The sequence below is a fragment of the Desulfosporosinus sp. HMP52 genome (assembly GCF_000765145.1).
Lineage (GTDB): Bacteria > Bacillota > Desulfitobacteriia > Desulfitobacteriales > Desulfitobacteriaceae > Desulfosporosinus.
Genome location: NZ_JMGA01000015.1, coordinates 13,786 through 28,658, shown reverse-complemented (window position 1 = coordinate 28,658; position 14,873 = coordinate 13,786). Strand labels below are relative to the sequence as shown.

Here is a 14,873-nt window from a genome sequence, read left to right as displayed (position 1 = left end):
CCTTGCTGATCCGGTGTGGGGCATAGTGGTTAACCTTCGACAATAACCTTACCATTAGCTAAAGGAAACACAAAATCCAAACCCTTTTCATCTTTGTACTTATCATAAGTTTTTCGCCATTCAATAGTGTTATCATGCTTATATTTGATCACTACAAGCTCAGTATCATACCAAATAGAAGAGACATACGCAGGTTGAGGTATACATTTTATTTCCCTGACAGCAGTAACTATATAACCGCCGTCCGACGTGGGCCTGATCTTGCCTGCCGCATATTTTATAACTTCCATTCTTTTCTCTTCCTGACCATTATAATCAACAACCAAGATACTGCCTTGATTTTGTTGTCCTGCCGCAATAATAATATTGTTATTTGGAAGCAAGGATAAGACACGCCCCCACAACCCCTTATGAAGGTCGGATTTCAACCATACTCTGTTTCCATTTTCATCAAGCTTTATTAGAAATCCGCTGACAAGAGTACCTTCAACGACGCTGCTCCCCTTGTCGCCAAGAACATAGACATAACCGTCAGCAAGGCCAAGTTGATTGTAGACAAAGTGTTCGTTTTCGTTAGTCTTGACTACCCATTGCAAGGAAAGGTTTATAGCGATCCTTGCAACAAAATCAGCAAACTTTTGTCCTTCAGGCAGTCCGAAATCTCCATTTTGCGATGTCGTGTGGCCATTGATGATCATTCCCAGATCCTTGTCATATTTTGCACCGTCAAGATTTTCAAAGCCGCTGCCCCCAAACCCTTTTTGCTGTATGACTTGACCATCTTTAGCCAGTTTCGTAACGACAATATCGAATGCTCCGGCCTTCGTCTGTTTCCCGTTTTCACCCAACCACTTTCCTACCGCCAGGATTTCTTCCTTCTCTGTGATAAAAAGATACCGCAGCATATCCCCTAGATCATCGTCAAACTCCCGTTGCCAAAGTTCTTCTCCATTCTTATCACATTTTACAAGGATACTTTTTTCGCAAATCATGCCCTGATCACTGTAACGGGGGGATGTCTGAACTGAAAAGATATAACTTCCATCAGGAAAAACCTGCAGATTATTGATCTCTCCCGAGATTGTCGGATACATGTAAACTTTGTCCCAGACAACGTTGCCTTCAAGATCCAGCTTCAATATTTTAGGCCAGCTTTTAGAATTATTTTCATTAACCAAACTCGTTGCAAGATTTACTTTATAACCACAGAGTAACCCGTCCTTTGTTTCTCTGACAATCAAATCCTCCAAAGAATCAATGTTTAGATCCATCTTTATCTCAGGGACCATGCTAGAGTTTATATCTTCCAACTTGACATAATTTGTTGATATTCCGCTGATCGTAGGCCAATTATTTTCGTTATTAAAATCATTGTGCAAATGCAGCCCTGCCATCGGTAAGCCTTCATCAGTATTCTCTGGATCACTCTTACCTGCACTAAATCCAGGCTTGCTGAACCCTAACGATGACCATAACAAGGCACAAAGCAAGCCAAGCATAAGAACTAATTGTATCTTCCTTTTCAAACTGTCATCTCCCTCACAATCCAGAATTAATTTCGATATTGTTCAAGAAAACAACTCCAGACTATTGCAATAGTTTTGGTTTATACTACTGCAATAGTCTGGAGTTGTCAAGGAGAATCTACTCGCTTAACTGTTCTCTTGGCAGGGGCTGTTATTTCTTCGTGATCATAACAATAAGGAAATCACTATCGACAATACGCAAGGTAACCCGAATACAAATAAATTGGTTGACCTCCTTGAACGTTCATGAAAATCTTTAGGATCAGTATAATTACCTCTGACTCTATCACGGCTAACATAGGCTCCAGACATAAAACCAGCTATCATAATAGGAGTGAACCTCCCCCACTTACACTACATTAGAGGTAGAGGCTTCCGGCAAGCCCGCTCTATTCTACAAACTCTTTATTTTTAGTGAATAGGATCAAAAAACTATTTTCTACAACCAAAACTATCCAGAAAACTAAAAGCTCCTTCATTTCTTTTATATTCGATTCAGTTGGCGGAGGCGGAGCATCCTGTATGACCAACACATAGTACATAAGTGCCAAATTACTAATAATAAATAAGACTAAAATGCTTAAGATAATCATTAGTATTCTAAAAATCTTATTAAGGGAAATTTTCTTCATACTCTCACCCGCTCACACTTTTAACTCATTATATAAATTATGTAAAATTTCTACAATAAAGTATTTAGCACGGCTATCCCCTTCAAGAGAATGTGATTTATGTTTAAAAAGGCTATCAAAAAATTTCCTTCACCTGGAATTCTTTGAGCAATTCAACTTCTCCCTTATATATTTGAATAAGCACAAGCATCCAACCCGTTCATACGGATCGTTTGCTTGTGCTTTTGAATTCTTGTCAATAATCACCGCATTTTATCAAGTTTTTAAGACTCCCACTTCAAGTGGGAGCGGTCCCCCTGACTCATCTAAATTTGATTACTAAAGCAGCTTCACGATACTATTGACTGTTTCTTTTTCTTCTACATATTTTACACTGATCGTATCACCGATTTTTAGGAAGGGTAATCTTTCTGATTGGGTGATATTTGCAGTAAAGACATCCTCCTGTCCTTCTAACAGGATATAGTAATAAGTATTTCCTTCGATAACGAGATTTTGAATATCTGTAATCTTCGCTATTACTTCAAACTGTTCTTTGAGTTCTGAAACTTTTTCGCTTGTGGCTGTACCCTTATTCGTAAACATTGCAAAGGTTTCTTCTACAGTAACACCTATGATTACCTTTTGATAATCCTCAGCATCTACTAACGCATACATCTTAATAAGCCCTGCGTTATCTTTTAAAGACATGAAATAGGTTGGCTTGCCGTTGATATTTAAAAGAAGAGGAAATGTCGAGACGTACCCTTTCTCTTGTACTGCACCTTGAGCGCTCTCCATAGCGGAATATTCTTCGGCTGACGGTATACTGTAAAATGTCATATCTTTTGTTCGTAGATTGACTAGGATAAACCCAATATTTGATTCATCACGCACTACAGAGGTTATTCCTGTATACAAATACACATCATCATTAATGGCTAGATAGTTGTATCCATCTGTTGAAGCAAGCACACCTCGTTGTCCAACGATTGAATTCCAAAAACCGCCTTGATATTTACCATTGTAATTAACTTGTTCTATCACAAGTTCAGACTCAAAGACTGTATCCACCCAGGTTGGAACCTCTTCTATGCCTATTTTTTGATGCTCTCCTGTTGAAGCATTTAACATAATCACTTCTTTTACATCAGTACCGCCGAAAAGACCAATTTTCTTTTCAAGCACTGCTACAATCCAATATGGTGTACCATCTTCATCAACTTCAAAGCTAAAGTTCCCGAAAATATCGTTCATATAATTAAATCTTAAGTAACGTTCTAAATTTCTTCCAAATCGTTCGCTTTCTGAATACATGATAGCCTGTTTCGGTTTTTCTAGAGTTACTTTTCCGTTAATCATATCGACCATAATATAATTTGGAAGTCCGGCTTGCTTATTATTGAGCCATTTAAAGAACCCTGCATATTCCAAAGGAGACACTCTAACCGGCTTTCCCTGGTAATTGATTTGTGTATAATCCGAAGCAACACTAAACTGGGAGACCAATTCAACGATCTCACCCATTTTTCTGTCTCCCAGTCTCTGGGCGGTATCTCTATCAACGGTTGGAACTTGATTAAAGGCTATTTCTGCAACATCTTCTGCAAAATTCCCTTCGTGCTTTTCAATTAAAGTTGCATATCGGTGAGCATGGAATAATGGCATAGAGTAAATTGCCATTATTCCGACGGCTGCTATTATAAGGATTGACGCCCTGAGGAGATATGACCATACTTGCGGCTCCTTCTTTAAGGTAATCTTTTTTCCGTTAACTGCTACTTGGGGCAAAAGAAATAATCCGGCACCCAAAAGAAGCATTATGCAAAAATATGCCCAAAAACCCACTGATTGGATGTTAATAGGCACAAGCAGAAAATAATAGGAGATTAAGATAAGTGCAACCCAAATAATCCCTGTAATGATGTTTCCCTTTGCATTTTTCATAGTTTTGTTCCTTTCCTTTGTCATCTCAGTCTTTACGGACAATGCCATTGATGACAACCTGTTAAACAATTATAGCATAATCTTCCAGACAAAATGAGAAAGCTTGCGAATAACTATACATAGGGTTCAGGCCGCCTCATTAAAGCGAGGCGGCCTAATTTGTTTCTCAGCCAAACTTTATAATTCATAGGTGTTAAAAACTACAGTTTTAAAAATTGTTTTGAATTATTTTTTAAGGCATTGTATTGTTGAAAAAAATCACATTGTTTAATGAGAAAGGAAATTACGCCATGAATATGAAGACTGAAACAATTCCGCCGTATAAAATTGCATATATAAGGCATATCGGGCCTTATGGAACCGGTGTACAAACGATGGAAAAATTAAAAAACTGGGCTAAGTCTAACGATCTACTTGATGATAAATCAATAATATTAGGAATTGCTCATGACAATCCTGAGACAACAAAACCTGAAAACTGTCGTTATGATACATGTATCGTTGTTTCCGATGATTATTGTGTTAATACTCAACATGTTAGTCAAGCAAATATCATTGGGGGCAGCTACGCTGTTTTTATGATCAGTCATACCGCGGAAGCAGTTCAAAAAGCGTGGCTTCTAATTTTTCCGGAACTATTGAAGCAAGACTATCAATTCGATGAAACAAGACCTGTCCTTGAAAGGTATGCAGTCAAAATGGTTAATAATCATTATTGTGAAATTTGTGTCCCGATAAAATAAATCCTCAAAGGAGGCCACCATGAATTTCAAGTACTACACTACTAATTATCTCAAATCAAAGAAATTACCGTCATTAGCAGGAACGCAGAGATCGACGGTGTAATCTGCCATGTCATAGGTATAGTCAGAAATTGAATCCTTCAGTACCATTTCAATTGCAAGTAATACACCATTTGTCTTAAGCACTCTTTTAAATTCCATTATTGTAAGGGGACATTTGTAAAGAAAGTTACAGATTCTATAGGATGAAATCAAATGAACTATCAATAAACGGCAGCTCAGAAAGGAATTTGGATATTAACGAAGAATATAGTTTTATGTCCCTGTAAAGGTAAGTTTTATGACATATACATATAGAGCTGGTTTTTAAGAAAGTATACCTTAATAAAGAATTAGGGAAACAAAAAACCTGCGAAGATGAATGTTGTTGAGACGCTTCGGGAATCCCCAGAGCGTTATATGATGCGGGTAGCATTAGGTTACTAATGAATATTTAGGGGGTGAGAATATGCGTTCATTTCTAGCGGGATCAATCGTGGGAGCTCTTTTACTAATCATATACTTTTTCATGAATAGTCCTAAAATAGTTACGTACTCACTTTTGTTACTTGGCATTATTCCAATTATTATTAGTGGTCTTTTGTCTGGGACTTTTGTAAGTGGAGAAAGGGTTAGAGCAAATTATTCAGATTCCACAGATTTTACTCGGCGAACTAAAACTGGTTCTATGTTTTTCCTATTTGGTTTGCCCTGTTTTCTGGCAGGGCTTGCAACTACTTATTTCATTTGACTTTAAGGGAAATAGAGTTTGATTTATTGTTAGATCAGCCACAGGCTAGGTCTTATTAATTGACTGGATTAGTTTTGTGATTTAAGTAATACCGGTGGTTATTATCAATAGTGATAATTTATAAGCTATCTCAATGGCGATTGTTAAGTCTTCACTTTCCAGAGCAAAATCAGGGAGCGTCTGCTAATCACCAAATATTTGAAAAACTATGTCAAGGGGAGTCCATTTATAAAGCAGCCTGGGCACCAGATCATCCTATGCCGGGGTGTAAGTCAAACTCGTCAGTACTGACGAATTTGGCTTATTTAATTTGGCACGGGTGTTTTTTTTACCCTAATTTCTACTATTTATACTTGACGATGATAAATGTTCGGAGTAAACTATGTTAGTATTCTAACAGTTAGATTTCTAACCAGATAGGTGGTGTAGGCATTGAATTATTCTGAGACTAGGGAATTACATGATCTACTCTTTAGTTTTATGGATATGTTTCACGAAAAATTTCTTTATTCCTTTAGGAAAAATAATGAAAGTAAAACTGGCATGAAGAAAAATCATGTCAAAATTATTATGATGTTACATCGGTTTAAAAATTTGACCTCCACAGAAATTGCTAAGATGTTATACATGGAGAAAGGCAGTGTAACCACTTTAATAGACCAATTGACAGAGTCCGGTTTTGTTTTACGTTGCGATTTTGCCAATGACCGTCGAAAGTCCTTGGTAACGCTGACCGATTCCGGAAAGGCACAAATAGAAATTGTTATTGCCAATCACCTTCAGAGTATGCATGAACTATTTCAGAATGTAGATTCCGATGAAATGGAGCAATTTGCAGATAACCTAAAGAACGTTGTGAAATTTATGAACAAATTATAGAAGGTGGATTAATTATGAACAATGAATTAGCCATGGGGAAGCAGAACGTTGGCAGTTTGCTTTGGAAATTCTCCCTTCCAGCAATCGTCGGTATGCTGGTGAACGCACTTTATAATATTATTGACCGAATATTTGTTGGCCGGGGAATTGGGTCACTGGCTATTGCGGCGACAACAGTAGCCTTTCCAATAATGCTTATTTTGATGGCTTTTTCGATGCTGATAGGAATTGGGGCTACAGCGTTGATCTCTATACGTCTGGGAGAACAGAAAAAGGAAGAAGCGGAAAAAATCATCGGCAACGCCTTAACGATGTTAATTATCTTACCCCTAATTATATCGGTCATCTATCTTCTTTTTTCAGATCCCATTCTGATTCTATTTGGTGCCAGTCCGGAAGTCTTACCCTATGCCAGAGATTTCACGCACATTATCATGTTGGGTTCCGTTTTAGGCTCACTCGGTATGGGCATGAACAACTTCATAAGAGCAGAAGGCAATCCCAGATTGGCCATGATTACACAACTGACAGGCACGTTTATCAACGTGGTGCTAAACTATATCTTTATCTTTAAATTGAGCTTAGGTATTAAAGGATCAGCTTTAGCAACAATATCAGGTCAGATGGTTACGACGTTCTTGGTATTAAGCTATTTCTTTTCAGGACGAAGCATCGTAAAAATCAGGTTGAGAAATATGAAACCTCAGATCGCTATACTAACCAGTATTGTGGCCATAGGATTCGCACCTTTTGCTATGCAGCTTGCGAACAGCCTTCAAAATCTGATACTTAACAAAAGTCTGTTCGCCTATGGCGGAGATTTGGCTTTGTCTGCCGTAGGAATCATTATGAGCGTCTCTATGTTACTATTGATGCCTGTCGTAGGTGTTAGTCAGGGAGCTCAACCCATTATTGGTTATAATTATGGAGCGAAGCAATATGCCCGAGTAAAAGAGGCTTTGCAGAAGGCAGCCATTGCAGGCACAGGGATTTCTATCCTTGGCTTTTTAGCTATCTATCTATGGCCAACACAAATCGTAGGACTGTTCAGTAACAACGATGTGGCACTTACGAAAATGGCGGCTGAGGCCATGCTTGTATATTTTGCGTTGTGCCCCTTGATTGGTTTTCAGATCATTGGTTCCAGTTACTTTCAAGCCGTGGGAAAAGCAACCCCCTCCATTATACTCAGTCTGTCCAGACAGGTTTTACTGTTTATCCCTCTCTTAATATTCTTGCCAAAATTCTGGGGAATCGATGGCATCTGGAGAACAGCCCCTATTGCAGATGGATTAGCAACACTATTAACTGCTATCCTAATTTATTTAGAAATGAAACACATTACTAAAATGCAACATGATCAAGCATCCCGCGAAGACAAGACGATGGATCATGCTGCCATGAATCATTTCGGGGGCACGGATAATAGACCATCTCCCATAACTGGACGAAGCTAGACATTGTCTGAAGGCACGGGTCGTCTAAATGAAAATACCCTCCTGCATTAAATCTGCGCAGGAGGGTATTCAATTTGTAGTGAACGACCGGGGAAGATCCATCCCGATATCAAAAGCGCACATACATCTCAGATATTGACTGTATGTGCGCACGAATATTCCATCTACTATTTAGACCTTCCCATACTGTCACCTTCCTTTTTAACTCTGGTTGTTGAGCCAAGATTTCAAAGATTGAACGATCTATTGGCATTTGCTTTAGTAAATCAAGATGTTGCTTGCGAATCGGACAACTTAACTTTGACCAAATCCGCCCCAAGGGTCAAGCTTTTATCGTTAAAGGAGAAGCGATAAGCTGATGAATTGCGCCCGTTCCTCCTTTTGGATCCCTAATAGAAGCACCGCCTGGCTGTAGTTCAATTCGGATTCGAATCCGAATTTGAGGAGGCAAGCTGTTCGGCTCCACGCAATTAAACGTAGCAGCATTCTCTTACAAAATTTCATTAAGTTTGGGGTAAACCGTAAGCACATTTCGATAAAATACAGCTTCGTGATACTCTTCCGGTATAACATGCTTGATAAATTCTATATAAGGTTTAATAGGTACAAGTGGCCAATCTGATCCAAATAGAACTTTATTATAGCAATTCGAAATGACTAAGGCTTGTTGTATATACTCCACGTAAAGCCTTTTATCTTTGATTTTCATCACCTGCTCTTTATTCCCTGCGATGAGTCCGGATAAGTCTGTGTAAACATTATGATTCTTGGCGGTAACCTCTGCTGCATCAATCATCCACGGGACGCCCATATGACAGATCACAAAGGTAACGTCCTCTTGTTTTACAGCTAACTCATCAATCGTTAACGGATGGGAATATTTTAAAAGCCCTTTTGGGGATTGTGTATCCCCACAATGAATCGCCACAGGAACTTGGTATTTGCGAGCTAGCTCATAGATGGGATCATAAATCGAATCATACACGTAATATGGAAAATAACCGGGATAGAGTTTAATCCCTGTCACTCCCTCTTTTTTAAGTTCTCCTTCAATATAATCAAGTTCTTTATGATCTTCCTTAAGCCTTTCAGGATTGACGCCTACACAAGAAAGTAACCCTTCTACAGTCCCATCTGCCAAAACAAATTCTTCCGGACTCCCCGAAGGTTGGTTGGGCTCCCGACTGGGGGTTGACATGATGATTCCAGCTACAACACCGGCTTGTTCAAACTCTTGTCTTAGCCCTTGAGCACTAAATTCCACTTGAGATATATTTTTCGCCATTTCATTAAATCCAGGGCGACACGAAAAATGCAAATGCGCATCAATGATTTTCAAAGTACCATTCCCCCTCATCGCAATGTTTCAATTGCCTTTTTCGCCCATTGAGAATCCTGTAATACCGCGCGACCGACGCCGATGAGGTCAGCTTTTTCTGCTCCCAGCAATTTCTCAGCCGCTTGGGGTTCAGTAATGCCGCCAGTTAGAATGACAGGGATGGATACAACCTTTTTAATTGCTTCTGTCAGAGGGGAGAAATAGCCTTGCTCAGAACTCCCCGGAGATTTATAACCTAAGAAACTCCCGGAAATATCGAGAATGGTGATGCCTGCTTTCTCGAATTCTTTAGCTGCTATCTGGCTATCTTCAATCGTGATGCCGCCTTCTTTATAATCGCAAGACCCTAACCGTAAGAGTAGTGGAAAATCGTTGCCCACAACAGCTTTGACTGCTGCGATAACCTGCAGATGGAGGCGAAGGCGATTATGAATCGTTCCACCGTACTCATCAGTTCGCTGGTTGCTCAAGGGGGAGAAAAATTGGTTAAGTAGGTAGCCGTGGGCAGAATGGATCTCCACCCCGTCAAAGCCTGCTTCCTTGACACGACGGGCAGCATCCTGAAAGGCTTGGACGATATCGGTAATTTCCTGTTTGCTAAGCTCTTTAGGGGTATTTCCATTCCAAGGATGAGGAACAGGAGAGGGAGCGACCGGAATCTCTCCGATGACTTCCTGAGAGGTGGCACTACCTGCGTGATTAATTTGCATTACAGCTTTTGAACCATTGCTGTGAATAACCTGGGCTAAACTACGTAATCCTTCCACCAGATGATCATTAGAGACAGAGAGTTGATTCTTGCTCGCTTTACCTTTTGGACTTACGAAACTATGTTCAACAATGATAAGTGAGAAACAGCCGCCCTTCGATTTTTCTTGATAATAGTCGAGAACCGCCTTGCTTACACCACCGTCCTCTTCGGACTTGGCAGTGGCCATGGGAGGCATAATCAGACGATTATGCAGGGTCAACGAGCCCGCTTGCAATGTATCTAGTAAATGCGCCATAAAAGGAACCCTCCTCAAGTTTCAAACGTTATCCCATTGAAAAAGCCTGTCTTATCTGATCTCGTATTCGAGAATACGATTGATACATTTTTTAATATTCCCGACTGCAACGGGAATTAATGTAAATGATTAGTGTTTATTAATTCAGTATGAACCGTTGTTAAAGCACCTAGTTCTTGAGTTTACCGGTCTGCTTTACTTACCTTCCGAAGCCGGCCCTTAATCGGAGTGTTCTGCAGATTCTGCAACACCAACTCACCCTTATTGTTTAAGATTTCAACAAAGGTTGATACATCCAGGATATTGATGATTCCGATATCTGCCGGGGTTATGCCCTCAATACTGCAAAGCGTGCCCACAATGTCGACGGGTCTCATCTTTGTTTTCTTCCCGGCATTCACATGGATCTTCATAATTTCGGTGCTCAACTGCACGCCTTTTGTTTCCTTAATTTCTGGCAAGGTATTGTTTTTCGCCATAAAATCCTGTTTCGACTCATGCACCCTTGCTTCTTCCGGTCTTTCCTTTAGAAGAATCTCTTTGCCGATGTAATCGTGGATTTCCTTTAAAAACTTATCTTCATTTTTGGTAACAAAGGTTATGGCTTTACCCAGTTTGTTGACTCGGCCTGTTCTTCCGATCCGATGAACATAGCTTTCTCGGTCGTAGGGGATGTCATAATTGATGACCAAGGTAATGTCCTCGATATCCAGACCTCTTGCGGCAACATCTGTCGCACATAGATATCTGAAATATCCTTGTTTAAAATCCTTCATGACATTCAATCGATCTCGTTGTTCCATTCCACCATGAAGTTTATCACAAGAATAGCCCAGATTCACGAGTTCAGTGTATACTTCATCGACAGTTTGCTTAGTATTGCAAAAGATCATACAACTGTCCGGGTTTTCAACCATCGTTAGATCTCGAAGAAGCTTCATCTTGTCTGTCTGATCGACAAGATATCTTTCCTGCGCGATCCGATCCGCTGCCGGATTCGGTTCTTCGATTTCCACGCGGATGGGATTTCTCATAATTTTACTGCATAACACATTGATGTCTTGGGGCATTGTCGCTGACAATAAAACGGTCACCCGTTCATGAGACAAGTTGGCAATGATCCTTTCGATTTGCTCGATAAAGCCCATATTCAGCATTTCATCGGCTTCATCAATGACCAGGTATTTTATATTCGATATATCCAAGGTCCCTCTTTCGAGATGATCGATCAAGCGACCCGGGGTTCCAACCACAACATGGGTTTTTTGTTTAAGTTCCTTTTCTTGAAGATGAAAAGGGTACTTACCAAAAACTGCTGCTACTTTTATTCTTCTAAATCTGCCGATATGAAACAAATCTTCTTTGACCTGAACTGCGAGTTCTCTGGTGGGGGTAAGCACTAATGCCTGCGGTTTATTCTGTTCCCAATCCACTAATTCACAAATAGGGATAGCAAAGGCCGCCGTCTTTCCGCTTCCGGTCTGGGACTTGACGATGATATCCTTTTGGGCCAAGACTGCTGGGATCACTTGCTCCTGGACTTTGCTGGGACTGATGAAATTTAGTAAGCTAATTGCTTTTAATAATTCACTACTTAATTGAAAGTCGTTAAAATTACCCTTGTTCATTTAGAGGTCTCTCTTTCATTACAATTCCTGATTCAGGTTTTCAGAGTATAAGATTACCAAATACTTGGGGAAAACCTAAACTAAATTATAATGCAAATCCATATTTAAGCAAATTTGTACTTAGCTTTTCACCAGTTCTAGAGCAGTGAATGTATTGGAAGCCAAGAACAATTGAATTAGCGTCAACAAATAACAAAAAGCGCACATTACATCTCAGAAAACGGCTGTAGATGTCTGTACGCACGAATATCCACCTTATCATAAAAAGACTAATATAGTTTACTCCTCGTAGGCTTTGGCTTAAAGGATATGAAAAGGAAGTAAAGTCACTTAACAAAAACGACTTTTACTCCCTCTAACCTCTACCCGACCAACTCCCCTAACATCGACATGGCACAGAATGGCCTCCTTATGGTTTCAGAGAAATCATTTCCGCAAAGCTTTGGATTCTGGTTCTTACTTGCTCTAAAGAAGGTGTTGCCAGATCTAATTCCAGATAAAGCAAAGGGATTTCAGCTTCCTCCAAGGTTTTCTTGTAAATGGGATAATCGAACTCTTCCATTTCACAGAACTTCATAATGCAGGCCACAACGCCATCTGCCCTGCTCTCTTCAGCCATTGTTTTCAGCATAAAGCGACGGTTCTTTTGGGGGTCATAAAGTAATGAGCAGCCTTCCATACAGCTCCAATGACGTGCTAATCGTTCCAGTGGATCCTTTCCCTCAGGTACATCCGTTCTGAATTGCCGGCTTTCTTGAGCCAGATCATCTGCTGCGACGGCCAAGCCATATTCTTCGAACATGTCCAGGATCTCCTTAGGTTCGGCCATAATCCCTGTTAAAACAACCTTCTGCCCTTTCCACTCTTCGGGAGGAGCTTTTTTTAACTCTCCAATCAGAGAATTGACAAGTTGAGTATGTTCCAGCTTATCCATGAAGTAACCACTCTTGATAACATTGTGTCGGACGCTAGGGGTAATTGTAGTGCAATAATCCCGAGCAATCAACGTAAATTCCCTTAAAGTTTTCCGATGAAGGTTATAGACCTCGATTGCCTCACTTAAATCCTGATGAGAAATTGGCTTGCCGCCAATTTCTTCAAGGACACTCTTAATTCGGGAATACTCACTTTTTAAGTATTCAACAGCTGCCTCCAATTTGCGGTTAATTGGATGAGCAAGGGGTATAAACCTGACTTGGGGTACAGCAACCTTCCAATCCTGTCCGAAACACTTTAGATGATCGCAGTGGGCGGGGATAATCACTCCTGCAAGTTGGTCGTATACTCCGCGCATCCCAAGCTCTAAGGTGGTCTGAACTAAAGAACAAGCAAAGGCGGGAAAATATTGATTGGCGTTTCTGATGCTCGTTGCCCCACCCCATAGACCCACCGGCAGCATTCCAGCAGCGTAGACAATTTCCTCCGGACAATATTCCGGGGTACAGCCGATCATCAGCCGCTTATCTTCAAGACATTTATTAATAACTTGAGCCGGATGTTTAGCCACATGTTCCAGGGTTGACAATAGCTCCTTAAGCTGGGTCATTATTCATCACCTCTTTGCTTTTCTTAGCTGACTTATTTTGAGATACAATTTCCATTAAAGCTTCAAGACGGGTTTCAAACTGAGCCGCAGCGAAATTACGAGGATCGGCCTGGTCTCCGTCAAAATTCATGATGGAAACACCGGTTCGAGCTGCAACCAAGCGTTGCTGCTCATATTGCATAAAGGCCATTACCTTGCAGCTTCGATTCACATGGAACAATATGCCGTCAAGCTTAAAGTTCCTAACCTCTCCCTCTCTTCGATCGGCTTGGTATTCCATGCAAGTGTTGTTGCCGATCATGGAATAGACCCGGGCTAATTCATCCATGTTTCCCGGCTCATAGAGCAAAACCCAGGCCTCCGGATAGCTGCTGCAAACAATATTGATCCCGCTCTTTGCCAAAGCCTTATAGTTATGCTTAATATGAGGCCAGCAAGCGATGCCGTCCCACATCACCCTGCATTTTTCTCCATCCTCATAGCAAGACTTGCCCAAGCTGATTTTTTCCTCTAATTCCTCAATCAAGAGCTTGAACAATTCCCCGGTTTCTTTGCGACCCCTGGCACAGACCATTTGGGACATATAGTTAAATAGTTCAAAACCATTCAAGGGGGCCGGAACTGCTTGATTTAAATCCAGGGCCCGTTTCCAGGCCCGTGAGTTCTCGTTGGATAATTTCATAACCTCCTGAAAACGTTCGAAATTAAATTGGCGGCCGGTGATTGTTTCAAGCTGCCGGATACACTCCTCAAACTCTGACTTAATGTAATCGATGGCTGCCGGGGTTGGTTCATATCCATGGTTGAATGGAACATCAATAAGAATCATAGGAATATTAAGTTCTGTGGCGATGTTTTCATACCACTTTATAAGGGTGTTGCAAATATTATTGCAGCATAAAATGAAGTCAGGCAGTGGGATAGGGACTTCTGCTGCTTGAGATTTCATATAGGCCAGATTAATCCGGGCGTAGGAACACAAATCCACGCTGTACCCTTCGCTTTCAGCCTGCTCTAACAGTGGTAAGGCTCCTCTCTTAGCAGCAACGGCAGCGGCATGATTCTCGGGATAAACTACCGTTAAATCCATAGTCTCACAGAATTCCTGAGGAAAAATTGACGTTGCCCAGCCAACTAATTGTCCCTTCATTTTGGCTGTGTAGGCGTTTGTATAATGACGAGTTTGCAATTGATTTAGTAAATTTCTTGACGTAAGTTTTTCAGGCACTTAAAGTCACCCCTTTTTCATCTGAATCATTCAATTCCCAGGCAAGTATTAGTTCCACCCTGTTGGTCATCTGGATCAACTGTTTAAGCCCCCTCCACTACCGGCCCATTTTTGTTATAATATATTGAATATTGGCAATATTTTAGTACTGTAAAGCCCTATCCTATTCCTG

The 14,873-nt window shown here is 40.6% G+C and carries 14 protein-coding genes; 4 read left to right on the top strand and 10 right to left on the bottom strand.

From position 1 onward, the window contains the following. Positions 1–29 precede the first annotated feature (29 nt). The 4 genes from DP73_RS05465 to DP73_RS05455 form a co-directional block, all read right to left on the bottom strand. Entirely contained in the window at positions 30–1,526 is a 1,497-nt protein-coding gene (locus DP73_RS05465) for a hypothetical protein (RefSeq protein WP_034598070.1), read from the bottom strand. Positions 1,527–1,691: 165 nt separating this feature from the next. Next, positions 1,692–1,853 carry a DUF5316 family protein gene (locus DP73_RS23370; protein ID WP_165574389.1) on the bottom strand — a complete coding sequence of 54 codons (162 nt, stop codon included), beginning with the start codon at positions 1,851–1,853 and terminating at the stop codon, positions 1,692–1,694. A gap of 62 nt (positions 1,854–1,915) precedes the next feature. Continuing rightward, the gene (locus tag DP73_RS23365) at positions 1,916–2,158 is read right to left on the bottom strand and encodes a hypothetical protein (RefSeq protein WP_034598068.1); all 243 of its coding nucleotides are present in this window, start codon (positions 2,156–2,158) and stop codon (positions 1,916–1,918) included. Between the two features lie 318 nt (positions 2,159–2,476). Further along, entirely contained in the window at positions 2,477–4,084 is a 1,608-nt protein-coding gene (locus DP73_RS05455) for a hypothetical protein (RefSeq protein WP_034598096.1), read from the bottom strand. Positions 4,085–4,374: 290 nt separating this feature from the next. Here DP73_RS05455 and DP73_RS05450 point away from each other — a divergent pair, with 290 nt between their 5' ends. Continuing rightward, the gene (locus DP73_RS05450) at positions 4,375–4,827 is read left to right on the top strand and encodes a GyrI-like domain-containing protein (RefSeq protein WP_034598067.1); all 453 of its coding nucleotides are present in this window, start codon (positions 4,375–4,377) and stop codon (positions 4,825–4,827) included. A 45-nt stretch (positions 4,828–4,872) separates the two neighbouring features. On the opposite strand, the gene DP73_RS23360 is transcribed toward DP73_RS05450, so the two are convergent. Continuing rightward, positions 4,873–5,013 carry a hypothetical protein gene (locus DP73_RS23360; RefSeq protein ID WP_165574388.1) on the bottom strand — a complete coding sequence of 47 codons (141 nt, stop codon included), beginning with the start codon at positions 5,011–5,013 and terminating at the stop codon, positions 4,873–4,875. Positions 5,014–5,335: 322 nt separating this feature from the next. Here DP73_RS23360 and DP73_RS05445 point away from each other — a divergent pair, with 322 nt between their 5' ends. The 3 genes from DP73_RS05445 to DP73_RS05435 all read left to right on the top strand — a co-directional run bounded on the left by DP73_RS05445 (position 5,336) and on the right by DP73_RS05435 (position 7,953). Continuing rightward, positions 5,336–5,617, top strand: a complete 282-nt coding sequence (locus DP73_RS05445) for a DUF5316 family protein (protein WP_034598065.1) — start codon at positions 5,336–5,338, stop codon at positions 5,615–5,617. Positions 5,618–6,049: 432 nt separating this feature from the next. Next, complete coding sequence (locus DP73_RS05440) at positions 6,050–6,496, top strand: MarR family transcriptional regulator (protein ID WP_034598063.1); 447 nt, start codon at positions 6,050–6,052, stop codon at positions 6,494–6,496. A gap of 14 nt (positions 6,497–6,510) precedes the next feature. Next, the gene (locus DP73_RS05435) at positions 6,511–7,953 is read left to right on the top strand and encodes an MATE family efflux transporter (RefSeq protein WP_052090417.1); all 1,443 of its coding nucleotides are present in this window, start codon (positions 6,511–6,513) and stop codon (positions 7,951–7,953) included. A gap of 490 nt (positions 7,954–8,443) precedes the next feature. On the opposite strand, the gene DP73_RS05430 is transcribed toward DP73_RS05435, so the two are convergent. From DP73_RS05430 to DP73_RS05410, 5 genes are all read right to left on the bottom strand, one after another. Next, entirely contained in the window at positions 8,444–9,292 is an 849-nt protein-coding gene (locus DP73_RS05430; protein ID WP_034598060.1) for an amidohydrolase family protein, read from the bottom strand. 14 nt (positions 9,293–9,306) lie between these two features. Beyond that, on the bottom strand, positions 9,307–10,299 hold the full coding sequence (locus DP73_RS05425) for an NADH:flavin oxidoreductase (RefSeq protein ID WP_034598056.1): 993 nt from the start codon (positions 10,297–10,299) through the stop codon (positions 9,307–9,309). 182 nt (positions 10,300–10,481) lie between these two features. Continuing rightward, positions 10,482–11,927, bottom strand: coding sequence for a DEAD/DEAH box helicase (locus DP73_RS05420; RefSeq protein ID WP_034598055.1), 1,446 nt, complete (start codon positions 11,925–11,927; stop codon positions 10,482–10,484). A gap of 409 nt (positions 11,928–12,336) precedes the next feature. Continuing rightward, complete coding sequence (locus tag DP73_RS05415; protein ID WP_034598054.1) at positions 12,337–13,473, bottom strand: 2-hydroxyacyl-CoA dehydratase family protein; 1,137 nt, start codon at positions 13,471–13,473, stop codon at positions 12,337–12,339. Then, positions 13,460–14,701, bottom strand: coding sequence for a 2-hydroxyacyl-CoA dehydratase family protein (locus DP73_RS05410; protein WP_034598053.1), 1,242 nt, complete (start codon positions 14,699–14,701; stop codon positions 13,460–13,462). Before DP73_RS05410 ends, DP73_RS05415 begins: the two co-directional genes overlap by 14 nt. Positions 14,702–14,873 lie beyond the last annotated feature (172 nt).

Coding starts and splice junctions, on each gene's coding strand:
- DP73_RS23370 (WP_165574389.1), bottom strand. CDS start 1,853: ATGATAGCTGGTTTTATGTCTGGAGCCTATGTTAGCCGTGATAGAGTC.
- DP73_RS23365 (WP_034598068.1), bottom strand. CDS start 2,158: ATGAAGAAAATTTCCCTTAATAAGATTTTTAGAATACTAATGATTATC.
- DP73_RS05455 (WP_034598096.1), bottom strand. CDS start 4,084: ATGAAAAATGCAAAGGGAAACATCATTACAGGGATTATTTGGGTTGCA.
- DP73_RS05450 (WP_034598067.1), top strand. CDS start 4,375: ATGAATATGAAGACTGAAACAATTCCGCCGTATAAAATTGCATATATA.
- DP73_RS05445 (WP_034598065.1), top strand. CDS start 5,336: ATGCGTTCATTTCTAGCGGGATCAATCGTGGGAGCTCTTTTACTAATC.
- DP73_RS05435 (WP_052090417.1), top strand. CDS start 6,511: ATGAACAATGAATTAGCCATGGGGAAGCAGAACGTTGGCAGTTTGCTT.
- DP73_RS05425 (WP_034598056.1), bottom strand. CDS start 10,299: ATGGCGCATTTACTAGATACATTGCAAGCGGGCTCGTTGACCCTGCAT.
- DP73_RS05420 (WP_034598055.1), bottom strand. CDS start 11,927: ATGAACAAGGGTAATTTTAACGACTTTCAATTAAGTAGTGAATTATTA.
- DP73_RS05415 (WP_034598054.1), bottom strand. CDS start 13,473: ATGACCCAGCTTAAGGAGCTATTGTCAACCCTGGAACATGTGGCTAAA.